20 protein-coding genes are annotated in these 15,063 nt (G+C 47.5%); 13 read left to right on the top strand and 7 right to left on the bottom strand.

The genetic code is table 11. The features are described 5' to 3' along the window. Positions 1-588: 588 nt before the first annotated feature. The 3 genes from AC5YB3_RS10205 to AC5YB3_RS10195 are packed head-to-tail and all read right to left on the bottom strand — an operon-like array spanning position 589 to position 3,205. The gene (locus AC5YB3_RS10205; protein ID WP_494527078.1) at positions 589-1,638 is read right to left on the bottom strand and encodes a phage integrase; all 1,050 of its coding nucleotides are present in this window, start codon (positions 1,636-1,638) and stop codon (positions 589-591) included. Positions 1,639-1,642: 4 nt separating this feature from the next. Further along, positions 1,643-2,479 (bottom strand): WYL domain-containing protein, encoded by an 837-nt coding sequence (locus AC5YB3_RS10200; protein ID WP_494527077.1) that lies wholly within the window; start codon positions 2,477-2,479, stop codon positions 1,643-1,645. A gap of 12 nt (positions 2,480-2,491) precedes the next feature. Beyond that, entirely contained in the window at positions 2,492-3,205 is a 714-nt protein-coding gene (locus AC5YB3_RS10195; RefSeq protein ID WP_263266046.1) for a helix-turn-helix transcriptional regulator, read from the bottom strand. A gap of 81 nt (positions 3,206-3,286) precedes the next feature. On the opposite strand from AC5YB3_RS10195, the gene AC5YB3_RS10190 reads away from it, so the two are divergent. The 13 genes from AC5YB3_RS10190 (at position 3,287) to AC5YB3_RS10130 (ending at position 10,942) form a co-directional block, all read left to right on the top strand. Continuing rightward, positions 3,287-3,499, top strand: coding sequence for a DNA-binding protein (locus AC5YB3_RS10190; protein WP_259567083.1), 213 nt, complete (start codon positions 3,287-3,289; stop codon positions 3,497-3,499). Positions 3,500-3,547: 48 nt separating this feature from the next. Further along, positions 3,548-4,102 carry a phage regulatory CII family protein gene (locus tag AC5YB3_RS10185; protein ID WP_494527076.1) on the top strand — a complete coding sequence of 185 codons (555 nt, stop codon included), beginning with the start codon at positions 3,548-3,550 and terminating at the stop codon, positions 4,100-4,102. Positions 4,103-4,111: 9 nt separating this feature from the next. Then, the gene (locus tag AC5YB3_RS10180; protein WP_494527075.1) at positions 4,112-4,588 is read left to right on the top strand and encodes a hypothetical protein; all 477 of its coding nucleotides are present in this window, start codon (positions 4,112-4,114) and stop codon (positions 4,586-4,588) included. 62 nt (positions 4,589-4,650) lie between these two features. Continuing rightward, a complete protein-coding gene (locus AC5YB3_RS10175; protein ID WP_494527074.1) occupies positions 4,651-4,905 on the top strand; it encodes a hypothetical protein in 255 nt (84 codons plus the stop codon). A gap of 2 nt (positions 4,906-4,907) precedes the next feature. Continuing rightward, positions 4,908-5,189, top strand: a complete 282-nt coding sequence (locus tag AC5YB3_RS10170; protein ID WP_494527073.1) for a hypothetical protein — start codon at positions 4,908-4,910, stop codon at positions 5,187-5,189. After that, positions 5,186-6,016, top strand: a complete 831-nt coding sequence (locus AC5YB3_RS10165; protein WP_494527072.1) for a hypothetical protein — start codon at positions 5,186-5,188, stop codon at positions 6,014-6,016. Before AC5YB3_RS10170 ends, AC5YB3_RS10165 begins: the two co-directional genes overlap by 4 nt. Next, complete coding sequence (locus AC5YB3_RS10160) at positions 6,013-6,237, top strand: hypothetical protein (RefSeq protein WP_494527071.1); 225 nt, start codon at positions 6,013-6,015, stop codon at positions 6,235-6,237. Before AC5YB3_RS10165 ends, AC5YB3_RS10160 begins: the two co-directional genes overlap by 4 nt. Then, positions 6,234-6,647, top strand: a complete 414-nt coding sequence (locus AC5YB3_RS10155; RefSeq protein WP_494527070.1) for a hypothetical protein — start codon at positions 6,234-6,236, stop codon at positions 6,645-6,647. Before AC5YB3_RS10160 ends, AC5YB3_RS10155 begins: the two co-directional genes overlap by 4 nt. Continuing rightward, a complete protein-coding gene (locus tag AC5YB3_RS10150) occupies positions 6,644-7,210 on the top strand; it encodes a TRM11 family methyltransferase (protein ID WP_494527069.1) in 567 nt (188 codons plus the stop codon). The genes AC5YB3_RS10155 and AC5YB3_RS10150 overlap by 4 nt, the downstream gene beginning before the upstream one ends. Then, positions 7,210-9,525 (top strand): replication endonuclease, encoded by a 2,316-nt coding sequence (locus tag AC5YB3_RS10145; RefSeq protein ID WP_494527068.1) that lies wholly within the window; start codon positions 7,210-7,212, stop codon positions 9,523-9,525. The genes AC5YB3_RS10150 and AC5YB3_RS10145 overlap by 1 nt, the downstream gene beginning before the upstream one ends. Continuing rightward, entirely contained in the window at positions 9,512-9,883 is a 372-nt protein-coding gene (locus AC5YB3_RS10140) for a hypothetical protein (protein ID WP_494527067.1), read from the top strand. The genes AC5YB3_RS10145 and AC5YB3_RS10140 overlap by 14 nt, the downstream gene beginning before the upstream one ends. Positions 9,884-9,978: 95 nt before the next feature. Continuing rightward, positions 9,979-10,677, top strand: coding sequence for a DNA adenine methylase (locus AC5YB3_RS10135; protein ID WP_494527066.1), 699 nt, complete (start codon positions 9,979-9,981; stop codon positions 10,675-10,677). A 19-nt stretch (positions 10,678-10,696) separates the two neighbouring features. Beyond that, on the top strand, positions 10,697-10,942 hold the full coding sequence (locus AC5YB3_RS10130; RefSeq protein ID WP_494527065.1) for a PapB/FocB family fimbrial expression transcriptional regulator: 246 nt from the start codon (positions 10,697-10,699) through the stop codon (positions 10,940-10,942). 67 nt (positions 10,943-11,009) lie between these two features. Here AC5YB3_RS10130 and AC5YB3_RS10125 read toward each other — a convergent pair whose 3' ends face one another. The 4 genes from AC5YB3_RS10125 to AC5YB3_RS10110 all read right to left on the bottom strand — a co-directional run bounded on the left by AC5YB3_RS10125 (position 11,010) and on the right by AC5YB3_RS10110 (position 14,877). After that, a complete protein-coding gene (locus tag AC5YB3_RS10125) occupies positions 11,010-11,282 on the bottom strand; it encodes a helix-turn-helix domain-containing protein (protein WP_494527182.1) in 273 nt (90 codons plus the stop codon). A 381-nt stretch (positions 11,283-11,663) separates the two neighbouring features. After that, the gene (locus AC5YB3_RS10120) at positions 11,664-11,912 is read right to left on the bottom strand and encodes an Ogr/Delta-like zinc finger protein (RefSeq protein ID WP_494527064.1); all 249 of its coding nucleotides are present in this window, start codon (positions 11,910-11,912) and stop codon (positions 11,664-11,666) included. 119 nt (positions 11,913-12,031) lie between these two features. Continuing rightward, positions 12,032-13,075: a phage portal protein gene (locus AC5YB3_RS10115; RefSeq protein WP_494527063.1), complete on the bottom strand. Its 1,044-nt coding sequence runs from the start codon at positions 13,073-13,075 to the stop codon at positions 12,032-12,034. Then, complete coding sequence (locus tag AC5YB3_RS10110) at positions 13,057-14,877, bottom strand: terminase large subunit domain-containing protein (RefSeq protein WP_494527062.1); 1,821 nt, start codon at positions 14,875-14,877, stop codon at positions 13,057-13,059. Before AC5YB3_RS10110 ends, AC5YB3_RS10115 begins: the two co-directional genes overlap by 19 nt. Between the last annotated feature and the right edge of the window lie 186 nt (positions 14,878-15,063).

The raw sequence follows: 15,063 nt of genomic DNA, 5'->3' as shown, positions 1-15,063 counted from the left end.
CAATGCGGATTGTTTTATCTTGTATCTAAGGCAGTGTGAAAGGCTGAGCCAAGCATGTTAGCGAGTTTTTTATTGCTTAGACCTTTATACCCAAGCTACCTGAAGATACGAGTTTCAGAGCGCCTAGGGTGCTTCAATTCAAGGCGCATCAATGACAGAATGTCGGTCACCTTTTGAATTGATGCAACACGGAAGTGGAGTTCCCTAGGCGCTCCGTCCCGGCGGGTTTTAATGCACTTTATGCTGTGTTGGTTATTTTTAACTTAGCCCACTAGGTCCGCAAATAACCGCAATCGCCATGGATGGCGTGAATGCCATTTATGCAGGAGCAATAAAGGGCCTTGCCTAAAGTGCGTTACCATTCCGTTAACATCAGCCGCTGAATCCTGCATCTTCAGATTGTTTGGGTATAGATATGCGCGCCCCTCTTGACTTTATTCCTGTCGCTCCCTAGTCTGCTTGTTCAGTAATCAAGGTGGTATGCGATGGAAATAACTTATAACTTATAAGCATGCGTAAAAACAGTAACTTACAGGTATATCAATCATTTAGAGGCGTTATATTGCGGTATGTTATGGCATGTTGCATTTAAACGTCGCCACTTTGTCGCCACTTTCTATCAAGATTTGCCAGCGGATTTTTAGTGATAGCATCGTCTAAATGCTCAGGTGCAAAATGGGCATAGCGCATCGTTAACTCAATATTTGTATGTCCCAAGATATCGCGTAAAACAATAATATTTCCGCCGTTCATCATAAAATGTGATGCAAAAGTGTGGCGTAAAATATGCGTCATTTGCCCTTTGGGGAACGTGAGCCCAGCCCGTTTGACTGCCGATGCAAAATCGTGGCGAGGAACACTAAATAATGGGCCGTTTTTCTTGGGTATCTTATTAAACAATTCATCACTGATCGGCACTGTTCGATTGCGTTTGCCTTTCGTTTTGATAAACGTAATCCGCCCATTCTTAACTTGTGAGCCTTTCAAATTTGCGGCCTCAGACCAACGGCATCCAGTGGATAGGCAAATCTCAACAATTAAGATTAAGTGCGGGTTAATCGCTTGTTCGCACTCATGCAATAATCTCGGTAAATCTTCAGTATGCAAATAACTCAGTTCTAATTCATCAGTGCGCCAGGGCTTAACGTCAGCCAACGGGTTGGGATACTTCCACTCACCCAGTCGGCGCAATTCATTAAACATGGCTTTAAGGTAAGATAAATCAGTGTTAAGCGAAGACGGGCTCACCATGCGAGAGCGATTGCGCTCGTCTACAAAGTCGCCATTCATGCGTAAATTTCGGAAGTTAGCAAAGTCATTTGCCGTGATGCAGTTCGCGATAGGATCTTCGAGCACTTTGCAAAAAATCTGCATTCGCCGCATACGGCCATACGTCGAGTTCAACTGCCTGCCGTGCAAGTCATACCAACGCTGTATCAACTCAGACAAACGGCGGTTATCCGCCTTTTCACCCAACCAAGGCTTATCGTTCACCGCTTTCATGGTGAACAACTCGAACGCCGTGGCCTCGCCTTTAGTCGCAAACTTTTTGCGCACCCGCCGACCTTCACGGCCGTTCGGGTAGCACTCACATAGCCAAGGCTTATCGGTGCCGTCTTTTAGATTGCGAACTGACATAGGGTTACTCTAAAGAAACGGCAATATCACTGCCTGAAACAAATAACGAATCACCATCGGGCGTGGTTAGCTTTGCGTCGATATTGGCATAAATAGTCTTTGGGGTTTCGCTGCGGCCATAAAATTTAACTTTGGCATAGGTATCGTGATTGCTGGAGATAACGTAGTAATTGCCGCCAGTGTTGCAGCTCATATCAAATTGCAGTTCATTACGCCTTACGTTAGAAAATTCACCCTTCTGCGACTTGAAAAAGTCATCATTTATAGAGACAGAGCAAAAGTTCTTATTGTCACCACCAAAGGTAAAAACGGTAGCAGGCTTGCTATTGATCGGCGTTTCTAACTTACTGATAAAATTATTTAACTTAAGTTTATCTTCACTTAAATACATTGCAGTTGCGAAAATAACAGCAAAAACAATAATGCCTAAACAGCCTTTACCTCCTTTTACTGGCGCAAGTGAGGGATTGTTAGCGCGACTATTGAATTCAGCTTTAGTTTCAGGTTTTTGGAAAAAACTTTGAGTAGCGGATAAGTTTTGTTGCTCGATGCAATCGTGAGGATCATCAATACCTAAATCACATAACCACTCTTCAACATACATACGTTTAGAGCCAATCAATAACATAGTCTCAATTTTATCAACTCTAAAATGACGTTCGGCATTTTTTAAGTGGCAATGCCCCTGCAAATACAGGTAATTATTATCGGCATCAAAAAGTACATGACTAACATCAACTTTACGTCTTGTTTTATTACCTTGAAAATCAACATAAGAAAACTCAACAGTCTTCGCTTTTCCTTGCCAAATCACCTTAGTATTTTTTAGGTGCTCACTCATAAAACCTCCTTGTTAAACCTTTTCTAAAACTGATACCACTTTGCCATGGATCTTGGTGGTGTTTGGGTCGACTTGATATTTATCACCTTCATGGAACAGATACACATAACCATCTGGCAGCATGCGCAGATCACCAATTTGGTAAGTTTGATTGATAGCAAATAAATAGCGGCCATTTGAAACCGCAGTTTCATTTGAGTTGATAAAAAGCAGCACATGACCATCTTTGATCACCATATCGGTGTCAATACCATTAACACCAGCCATTCGCATGAAAGATTTATCGGTGTAAATTTCAGCGTTTGGTTTCAAATGACCATTTTCAATTGAAAATATTTTTAGTGAAGGTAAGCGATAAGTAGCGAGCCGTTCTTCAACAGTAATCACTTTCCCATCTTTATATTCTGAAATATTAGAAACTGCGTGAGCCATCACATCTATAGATGAATCATCACCGCCAAAACAGAGGTAATCCATTGATACACCAGTAGCTAAATGGATTCTTACCAATAGTTCAAAGGGTATCGTATCGCGGGTTTGCCAAGTGGCAATTGTGCCAGTAGTCATGCCCAAAATATCAGCAAGTTCAACTCTATTTCTAACTTTAAATAATGTAATTAAACGTTCAATAATCGTCTTGCCACCTTCAAACGAGCAAGGTTTGTCTAATGGGTAACGAAAAGTTGACCGTTTGATATTGACTAGCTCAGACATTTGATCAATCATAGCCTCACCAAATGAAAACACCTAAACCAGTAACATGCGCCAACATGCTACAGGTACACATAAACAGAAGGATACCAGCAAATGAGTGAACTTGTCCTGCACATCGGTGCACCGTTTATCACTTATCAACAATACGCCGCAATGTCTGGTCTATCGCTAAACAAAATCCAAGACATGGCGCGCCAAGGTCAATTACCTATCGCGCCTAAAGTTCGCCCAAAAGATACCCCTCTTATAAACATGGTCGCGCTGACTAAACAGGCAAACCAACTGGCCGAACAAGCCGGTTATTAACCCGATGTATTCAGCAATACGAGAATAGCAAAACGGAGATTTGCGGCCATGTATAGCACCAGCCCATGCACACAAAGCACAGCCAAAGCAGCGCACCAGCCACATATCGCGGGTGCGCTAAGGCAGTTTGCCGACGGTGAGCAATTGAGCGAAATCGCCAAAGCGGCGCACTTCAATAAGCCGCAAATGCTGCGCAATAAATTGCTACTGAGCCAGCCACATCAGCTCAGCATCCACGAAGCCGTGGACATCGCTAAAGCCAGCGGCAATCGCTGCATTATCGACGGCATGCTGCTCGAACTGGGCTGCGCGCCATCAATGGTGATTGAAGATTTAAACCAGTGCGAACGCATGTCACTGACAGACCGAGCGCTAGAAATCAGCGCCAACGCGGGATGGCTGGGCAACATGGCATTAGATGTTAAAGCGCGGCGCGGTGGCATCACCGAACGCATGCGCCATGAAGCCGTAAAGCGCGCCTGCGTAGCCATGTCGCAACTCGCGTTATTTGTGCATGACGTTGAACAGAAATTCCAAGCGATACCCGTGTTGTCCGTCGCGTTTGACGCAGTGCAAACCATGCCCATGCCGGGCGTAATGTAAGGATTAATGATGATGAAGCAACTAGCCACTAAGTCAGCGCCAACCGCATTACCACTGCACGCCGCCAACGAACACCACGGCGAAGCGGGGCAAGCCGCCATTGCCGCCATTCGTAACATGTTGGGTAAAAGCAGCGCCGCCAGTCAGTACGACAAACTTAACCAACAGCAGCGCGCGATGATCTTATTTGCCGCCCGTTTACGCCCAGCTAAATACATCAACCTGCCATTGCTCAGCCTGACTTTAGAAGAACGCGAAGCCATTCGCGTGGCGATTATCGCGCTGCTCGATCTCGGCAAAGCCTTTGGCTGTGTGCCGTTATCGCGTGACCAGTTTTTCCCGCCACGCGCACTTAAACCCGTCGCCCGCAGTCAAGCCGCGCCAATAGAACGTGAGGTCAATAGCGATGTGGATAACACACTTGCAGAAATTAACAGACTCGCAGCCTCACTCAGCGCTGACATTAACGAGATTGAAAAACACTAGAAAGCAAAAAGCCACAACCGCGGTAACGGTTATGGCCCAATCATTCAATGAGGACACACCAAATGATGAAACCAAGCATAGCAGCACACATCACCACAGCGCAAGCCACCCCAGCCCAAGCTATTGCCGCCGAAGCCAACCGCGTTATCTCAACTTTAAAACTCAGCACGCCAGCTGACCGCGAAATGGTCGAAGCAGTGCTCGAATCCCTCAAGGCCGTGGCCGACATTCTCGCGCCAGCCGTCGGCAAAACCATTGGCATTCGCTTAATCGCCATCCGCAATAACATCGCAGTTCAACAAATACAGGCGGCCTGATCATGAACGTGCAAACCACAGCGGCCAACGGGCCGCAATTTGACTTAAGCAATCCGCAGCATTTAGCCATGCGCAAGTTAATGGCGGATGTGTATTCACGCCACGCCAACGCGCTAGAACGTGGACTAGAACAAGCCGCAGCCAAATATCGCGGCATGGGTGAAGGCTTAGAACGTGTTGCAATTTATGTTTTGGCTGATCCGCTGCTTGGATGGTTATGCGGTTCATTAAATATCGCCATGAACGATGTGGCAGAACTCTACAGAGTGAGGGCAGCAGCATGAAATTAGCTCGCCAATTTACCCCAAATAACGAACGGATGCAGGTGCTATCAAATGGGGGCGGCACTCAGTCTGCATGCCTGATTGTACTTGTCGCCATGGGGTGCATTCCAAAGCCTGATTTAGTCATTATCGCTGACACTGAGCGAGAGTTCTCACCAGTTTGGGACTATCAAGAAAAGTACATAAAACCGTTATGTGACGCTATTGGAGTTGAATACGTTAGAGCTAAAAAGTCTGAGTTTACAACTACAGATTTAATTTATGACGGTGATGAACAATCAGTTTTGATGCCAATGTTTACCTCATTCAATGGAAATGACTCCGATGGTACTCCATCAGGAAAACAGCCGGGATTCTGTTCTAGCAAGTGGAAATCTGATGTTATTCAACGTTATTTAAATCAGCGATTTGGACAGCGAAATCTTACAAAGCAAGGCGTTGATTTTTGGATTGGTATGTCACTTGATGAACCAAGAAGAGTCAAGTACCCCAGTGGGAAATGGCAAAAAAGGTATCCATTATTCGAGTCACTAGTAATCAGAAGTCAGGCCATTCAAATAGTGCAAGATTTTGGATTGCCTGAACCACCAAGATCATCTTGTTATATGTGCCCAAACAGGACAGATGAAGAATGGTTAGACATGAAAGCTAATCATCCATCTGACTTTAACGCAGCAATCGAAGTTGAACAGCAAATACAAACAGAATTTCCTTGGTTAACAATCCATGGTTCAGGGAAAAAGCTAGGTGAAGTCATTTTTACAACCAAACCTAAGCAGTTTGATATCTATGACCAGTTTTGTGATACGGGGATGTGTTTCGTATGAGCCAACACAGCCAAATCTTAGCCGAGTTCGGCTACAAAACTCGCAACCAAATGCGCGCCGATGTCGTTAACGGCATTCGCAGCGACGGCCAGCCGTTCGCCAAGCGGGTAAAAGTCAGCGCGCAAAAGCGCGCTAGTCGTGAAACCTGTCGCCGCATCGAAGACATTGCCCTCGCCAAAGAGCTGGGTATCAGTTTGCAAGAGTTAAGGGGTGCGCTATGAGTACCAACCAAGTTGTTATAGAACTTAAAAAATTAGTCAAAAGCGAAATAGGCGACTTTTTCGCGGGTTTTGGTCATTTAGGTGAGCCTGTTCGGCCAGAAATAATGCAAAAGATATTGCTAGAAAATATCGACCATTGTTTTGCTCAACTAAGCGAAACCAAGCAGGAAGGTTTTAGCCATGAAGCAGCGCAGGCATTAAGCAATTTAGGCGTCAGTAGCTTAGATGGCATCCGCCATTATGTTGATCATCGTAGCCGAGAGCTTAAGCGTTACTTGCAAGGGTCAGTTGAGGCGCATTTAGAATTTGTCGATTTCAACAATTATGAAGCATGGCGAAAAGAAGCCTTAAACCTAGACAAACTATCCATGGTTTTATCACGCGAAGTTGAACGGGCGGCAGGCATATGAGCAGCACACACGGCAATGTCCGCGAACACGAACTTTACCCGACACCTGATAACGCCGTCGACGCCTTAGTCGCGAAATTGGTATTACGTGCAACTGACCGATTTTTAGAGCCCTGCATAGGCACTGGCGCGATATACGAAAAAATCAATTTGCCTGAAGCGCAAAAAAGCTGGGCTGAACTTGATCGCGGGGTGAATTACTTAACCACGCCATTTAGTCAGCAAGATGTGATCATCACTAACCCGCCATTTTCGTTAACCACTGAGTTTTTGCTTAAGTCGTTTAGCGAACTGGCACCAGACGGCACATTAGTCTATCTGCAACGGGTGAATTTTTTAGGCAGCAAGTTACGGGTGCCATTTTGGGCACAAGTGGGCTTCCCTGAAAAAACGCCGATCCTAATCCCGCGCCCGCGCTTTGTGGGTGGCGGCAGTGATTCGTGTGAATACTCATGGTTTATTTGGGACCGTGGCAACCGCTTCCCAACTATGCCGAACGGCCTAAGCCACATCATCAGCGAAGACCTGCCAAAAGCTAAAAAGCTAAAAGCCAAGGCAGCCTAATGACTCACGATGATTTGGTCCGTAAATCAGCCGTCAATGTGACGGCTATTTTTACCACGCCGCACGCGATTACCGACCTCAATTGGTCGGTAAAAGAGCTTATCGACTTACCCGAAGATGTCGCAGTAACCCTCTTTCGTGAATACTGCCGCAAGCGCCGTGCGCTCAATCTTGGCCGTAGTGCTAACATTTGGCTGCGTAAACGCTGCAAGTCGCTGCGTCTTATCATGCAGCAATTCCCGATCCCCATTTGCCACCTAAAAACCGACGACCGCCGCGCCAGCATTGGCACCGAATGGGCCGACCGTTGCGCCAGCATACTCAACAACATGACGCAGTTTGGCACAGTGCAAGTCGATGCCCTCGAACTGCTCAAAGGCGTAAAACAACCCGCCGACCAATGGCAGTTTTGCCCCATGTTGCCCAGCTTTAAAGACTACGGCGATAAAAAAGCCAGCGGCTTATTTGATGCGTCGCCAGCCATGTACGACATGATCGCGGGCGCGATTGCACGCCTAACCGACGAGGCTTGGTGGCAACGCAAGCTAGACAAAGCCTATACCCATTACGAAGAGCACGTCGCCATTATCGTCGGCAAAGTGCGCGGCGGGGTATCGCCTTACGTCAGTCATCACGCCTTTAAACAGTATAAAGCCCGCAAGCGCGCTAACGCCGCATGGCTAAATAGCATGATGGTCGTCAACGAAGAACACGGCATCGAGTTAAGCCTAGCCGATGCCGTTGCCGCCTCCATTGCTAACCCAGAAGTACGCCGCGCTGAACTCATGGTCCGCATGCGCGGCTTTGAAGACTTAGCCGTCGAGCAAGGCTGCGTGGGTGAGTTTTACACATGGACAGCCCCAAGCCGTTATCACTCATGGGGTAAAAGCAAAAAGGGAAAAACCTACTCCAACAAGCGTTACGACGGCGCAACCCCAAAGCAAACCCAAGCCTATCTTTGCCAGCAGTGGGCCAAGGCGCGCAGCAAATTAGCCCGCAAAGGTATCGAAGTATTTGGCTTTCGCGTGGTCGAGCCGCACCACGACGCCACGCCGCATTGGCATCTATTGCTATTTTTCAAGCCGGAACAGTTAGAGGCTGCCAGATCAATCATTCGCAGTTATGCGCTGCAACATGATTTGCACGACTTTGGTAACGCGCCGCATGACATTGAAAACGAACATAAGCGTTATCAGCCACGCTTCGATTTTAAAACCATCGATCCAGCCAAGGGTAGCGCTACGGGTTACATCGCTAAATACATCGCCAAAAATATCGACGGCTTTCAAGTCGATGACGACTACGAAGCCGAAACCAGCGGCGAACACGGCGCGCAAAATGTCGCGGCGTGGGCCAGCACATGGAATATTCGCCAGTTTCAACAAATCGGTGGCCCTAGCGTCACGGTTTGGCGCGAGCTGCGCCGCCTGCGTGAAGCCATAGATTTTGACGACATTATCGAGCTGGCACGCCACGCCGCAGACAATAGCAACTGGTCACGCTATGTCGAGGTCATGGGCGGCACATTCTGCAAACGTGCTGAAAGGCCAGTGCAACTCGCCAAAGTTACCCACGACGGCGCCAACACCTACGGCGAAGACGTGCAAAAAATCATGGGCGTGATGTCGCTCGAAAACCACACACCAATCAATACCCGCCTCGACGGCTGGGAAATCCGCTCGCCAGAGTCAGCCACAGAGCCACCCAGCGCCGATGAACGGGCTTTTGATTTGGCTTTTGATTGTGCTTTTGATCTTGCTTCTAAAAGCGGTGACAACCGCGCCACTTGGAGCACTGGCAATAACTGTACGCAGTCGATCAAAACCAATGAAAAGATCGCAAAAGGGGATCGCCTCTTAATCCAAGAGGGAAAAAAGTTGGGACTCGACGCGGATGATCTTAAACGCCTACGTGCGGGGGCTGTCATTGATTCCGTGGTTAATGGCTCTCATCAGTTCATTCGGCTGCGCAGCGGCATGCTTATCGTCAGTCGTCAGCCATTTAATCCGCGAGACACCAGCGATTACGACGATGCCGGATTAAATCATCAGTTCGATGCCTACCAACGCGCCAGCGATAAGGCACTCGATAAGCAGCTGCGTCAGCAAGCATGGCAGCTAATCGACACAGGCCGCGACGTTGAAGAGTGGATCTCAGGCATGACGCCAGCCACAGCAAAACGCGCACTTAAGCAGCTGGCAGATATTGTCGAGTTGCACCGCAAAGACAAATACGCATCACCAGGTATTTACGAACCCACTCAGCAACCCGTATCAGCCTATGACGAAGGGGACTACGACGATGAACCTTTTTAACCTGATCACCACCGACGAACGCCAAAAAATCGAAACGGCCTATGAAAAAACAGGCGAGTGCCTTGCCCGTTATCAACGCTGCCAAGCGGTACTCACCCAATTTAGCAGCCAAGCGAACGGCAAGCAGCCATTACGTCAACTAATAGGCCAGTGGATAGCCAGCCAACCAGACACCGAGCGCGAGCTATGCCGCGCCGTGCTCAACGGCATCGTCGCCGCCAAGCGCCACTATGCCGCAGTCAAAGCCAGTGGCCAACCAACCAAACCCAGCACAACCAACAACGCGCCAGCCATGCCAACACCAGCAGAACGCGAAGCACTGCGCCAATCGGTAGCCAATAGAACAGCGGGAAGATAGAACATGAAAAACCATAGTCAGCTTTATCTTTGTGGTACCAGATTTGTATCGATGCTAGTCAGTCGTGACTATGTTGGCCATGGGCGGAAATATCTATGACAGCTGCTGCAAAAAGCTATTTAGGCGCCAAAAATGGTAGCGGCGTTTATCAGGCCATCATTAACCTGATCCCGCCACACCAAACCTATGTCGAAGCATTCCTCGGTACGGGTGCCATCATGCGCCGCAAAGCGCCAGCGCAAACCAATATCGGCATAGAAATAAATCAAAGCGTCATAGACAAATTTAACCATGCTGCAGCAGAGCTAAATATATCTATGAACATCATCAACGCTAACGCCATCGAATGGCTAAAAGCATTTACACCAAGCGGCAAAACGGTAATTTATCTTGATCCGCCTTACGTGCATTCAACTCGCACCAGCAACGCCAGATATAAAAACGAACTCACCGACGCGGATCATGCCGAGTTGTTAGCCACCATTAAGAAACTAGCCAACACACCAGACACCTACATCATCATTTCTGGCTACCGCAATCAGCTGTATGACGTGGAATTGCACAACTGGTACAGCAAAGACTTTCAAGCCATGACGCGCGGCGGGGTTCGCACTGAAACGGTATGGTGCAACTTTCTGCCAGGCGAACAGCATTACCACACCTTTGCAGGTAAAGACTTCACCGACCGCCAACGGATTAAGCGCAAGGCCGAAAGATGGGCGAAAAACTTTGAAGCATTACCAGCAGCAGAACGCCAAGCCGTGATGGCCGCTTTGCTCGCTATAGACAATTAAGACTATGGAGTACCGCAAAATGAAAACACTCATCCAAGGCTGCGAAAGCGCGCAGCAGTTAGACATCTTGCTAATGCTAACCAGTATCAGCAGCCAAGCCAAAAAGGATGCGCTACGGGCGCACCTTGTGGACGGTTTACCCGCAAAACGCGCCTATGCCCGTTATGGGGTAACACAGCAGCACTTTAGCGCCGCATTAAACGCATTAAACAAAAAAGCGGATCTTGCCATGCAGTACGCTGCATCAAATAACAACAAAGCATAAAAACAACACTAGAAAAGTAGTGTAAAAAAGCCCTCATTCGAGGGCTTTGTTTTACCAGCAGTAAACCTCACTTTTGCAACAGCGCCTTAATCGCCTGCAGGTGCTGCTCAATCTCATGCACATTGGCCTCAGTCAGTGCCGAACGCGAGCCACTCAACTGCAACAGCTCGGCCGCATCCGCCCCAAGTGCGTCCGATATCGCCAAAAAAAGGCTTAGCTTAATATCAAACCCGTTTTCAACTTTAGACAAGGTTCGAGTGCTAATACCAACATTTTCAGATAATTGTGTTTGCGTCATACCGCGCATTTTCCTTTGATCTACAATCCGTTGCCCAATCATTTTTAGGCTTATTGTCATTGAGTAGACTTATTGTTCTAGATCACATTTATAAAAAACCAGCACAAAGCTGCTTAAAAACATAGCCCAACTAGCAACAAATTGCCTAAGCATCATCACTAAAGTCGATATTATACCGTACGTAACAAAAGGGATTTAGGTTCGCTAATCATCAAAGATTAGTTAAATATAAGTTAAAAAAACAAGGAGTACGCGCTAAATGTGCGATTTGATTAGAGTTAAACAAATGGAATTGGTCATTAAAGCAGTCGAGTGCAACAGCACAGCAATAGAAAAGGAAATCGCAATATCATTACTCGCCGAACTCATAAACAACTGCTTGCAAGAGCACGGCATCAATCCACCAGAAAACAGGCAAGCGGCTTAAAATAACAGTTCTTGTTGTAAAGCGCGGCGCTGATCGGGTGACAGCGCCTTTACCAGCGCAGTGACTAACTCAGTGGTATTTTTTGCAGAAGGGTTAAGCGTATGGCTAAACGACACATTGGTGACGAACGTGTGACCGCATTCGGGGTCAGTGCACGAGCAATATAAATTTGCATGGGCTGCACTTAAACGATCAGTTTTACCGATCACTGCTTTATTGTGGCAAGTAGGGCATAAAATCCGCATACCGATCTCCCAATCGTCTGCTTAATGAACAACGCATAGTGTAAGCCAACATACTGTTTTTTTAAACAGTAAAGCCCTCAATTGAGGGCTTTTACACAATACAAATCAGCAAATGAGCACTAAACCGCTGCGCTTTGGCTGCCTGTCGTCATATCAAACACCAACTTCAACTTGCTGCCGATCTCGGGGTCACGATTAACCGCATCGACAAACATGTTGATCAGCGTGCGGGTTTCACTCTTAAAATACACTTCATCATACTTAGTCGGGTCGCCAAGGCCAGCCGTGTTCGTCGGGATCATCCCGCCCAAACCCGCGGGGAACCGATGCGCGTTAAACACATCTTGCGCAGATACCGCCTTGACGTTAAAAAACTCGTCTTTCGATTCAAAATTACCAACGGGGATAATCTGAATCCCTTTCTCTTTACCGTTCGGTATGTTCACAAACAATGACTTAAAATTACCCACGCCCTTAGATTCTTGGATTTTCTCTTTGATATCTTTCTCGACGTCCGCATCTAAATTCGGGTCAGTGGAATACAAGATAAAGCCCATGTGCGCGCCGTTAATATAATATTTACGGCGGAACAAGGTTGAATCTTCATTCAATAGCGCCGACTGTAAACCGCCTAAATAATCGGGGCAGCCATAAACCTGTTGCACTGGGTCATACACTCGCACCCAAATGATATCTTTGGCTTTATAAGTCTTTACCGTATTTTCGCGCTCAAGCACCACTGCGCCACCGTCACCCGCCACGCGAGTGCGGTAACTGGGCAGCGGGAACAAGCGCAGCACTTGCCCAAAGCCATTGCGGATCTTGAGTAACGCCACATCGCCAAACTGAATGCAGTTTAAAAAAGCCGCGCCAATTTCCTGCGTGCTCATGCCGCCAGCCGTATAGCGCGCCGTCGCCATATTCGCCCGACTTTGCACTATGCCGCCGTGTTGCGCATTGCGGCGGGTCAAGTTCGCCAGCAGTTGTCGATCGACAGGCGGTTCCCAGTAGCCGTGCATTTCGTTGAAATACAGCGAATCATAATCCGTTAGCCACATGTTCGGCATCACTGTTTCGGGCATGCTAAACACCACCGTTTTAGCGGGACTTTCAGCAGTAATATGAGTGTCGTCGTTCGCGGCCGTTAGTGTTGCATCGCCCATGATGATGTTCTCTTATGTAAATAGTTAAGGGGTTCATTGATAATGGCGTGGCTTAACGCCCAAAATCCGTCGGCATGGCCGACCTTTTCAGAGCGATCAGCTTTGAATGTCATCATATTGCCGCTGCCACTCATGCCGCGTTTAATTGCCATAAACGCCGCAGGTAAATCTTTCATATCCTGATCGAGTTGCAGGCGGTTACCTTCCACCACATCGATCATCTTCATCACCAGTCGATTTTTATTTTCATTGCTGTAGTGAATCGCCACCGCCTCGCGTGGGTGCAGTCCGTGAATCGTGTCCCAAACACCGCCACCAATACCGGTAGTATCAACGCCTAAATAGGTCACGTTATAACGCTTAAACACCTTTTCTATTTCGCTCACATGATGCTGAAAATTGAGCCCGCGCCAGTAATGCCGCTCAAGGCAGCGGAACTTTTCTTTATCACCAATCGGCGGAGCCACCACCACTAAGCAGGCATTATCACGAGTACGCGACGGATCATAACCAAGCCACACTTCACGATTGCCAAACGGCCGCGCTTCACCCGGCTTAAAGTCTTGCCATTTGCTGGCCTCAATCATCAGTTTAGAAAGCGTATCGAACTTGAACACCGAGGCGCTATCATCAACGAATACACACAAATACAGGTTTGCATAAATCTCAGGGCTGTATTCTTCTTGCAACTCTGCAGGGTCGATTAAGTTGCAACCCATAGCCACAGCGGTTTCAACGTCAATGATGTAACGCCATTGCTTATCAGGGCAAACGCGGCCGCCGTCTTTTAATTCTGCATCTTTTGGAAATTCAATAAATTCACGAGTTTTATTGTCGCCCTTCCAATCATCACCCGTCCAAAACGGGTAGGCAGGGTGGTTTTTAGCGCTGGGCGTTGAAAAGTAGGTTTTATGAAAGCGGGTTTGAGTTGCACAAGCGGTAACAACTGCGCTCACCTTTTTAAAGTCTTTAATCCAGAAATATTCGTCGACATAAACGTTGCCAGAGCGGGATTGAGCAGAGTTAGCGCTAGTCGCTAAAAAGTGCAGTTCGGCACCATTGCTTAATACAATCGGGTTACCTGTTAACTCAATCTCAAAAAAGTTACGCACAATCTTGATAATGTATGAACGAAACACCTCAGCCTGTGCTCGAGTCGCTGAGATAAATATCTGGTTTTCGCCAGTCAGTACCGCATCTTCAAACGCTTCACCCGCACAGCCATAGGTAAAACCAATCTGCCGCGACTTAAGCACGTTGCGCGTTCGTGGCTTAGTGGGATCATTCTTCACCGCCCGCATTAGCTTTTGATACTCAAACAAGCTATCAACCCAAGGCTCGAAATCCTCAGGCGTTAAATCGCTAATATCGTTTTTAGGCTTGCGGCCCTTGCGCGGCGCTTTGTCGTTATCAGCACCCGACTTACTTGCATGAGCGCCTGACTTAGAACCAGATTGGCGCTCATCAGAGCCTTGGTTATCATCAGCTGATAACTTACGTTCAGCATCTACCCGCTGTTTTTTGAGCCGCACATGCTGGTTAATCAGCATTTCTAACTCTTTTATCTGATTACCGCTTTTATCCGCAATATCCGTCAACAGCACAATGCGGCGCGCGATGGCCTCGTCGACTTCTTCCTCACGCAGCAAATCACGCCAACCGTGTTTATCAGCCCAGTAATAAATAATGCGATTGCTTGGCAGCTTTAAATCAAGGCGGATCTCGTCGGGCGTCCAACGCTTTAAATACAGCCGTTTTGCTGCCTCGCGGATCTCGGGTGAATAGGCCATAAATGCGGTCAAACGCCATCGTTAACGAATACATAGCGCCAGTGTATTGGTTTGCTGAGCCGTATTAACTGACTAATTTTCCTATCAATTCCGATTTAGCAAAAATCGGAATTGCGCCGAAGTTTGCCAAGTGCCGCCCACTTGCAAACGCCTTAAGCTGTAGTCCTTACAGGTAATTTTTTAGCAAATGGGCAGGCA

The sequence above is a fragment of the Shewanella sp. 1311 genome, from assembly GCF_059338235.1.
Note: the sequence above shows the minus strand (reverse complement) of the source record. Positions and strands in the feature narration are given on the sequence as shown.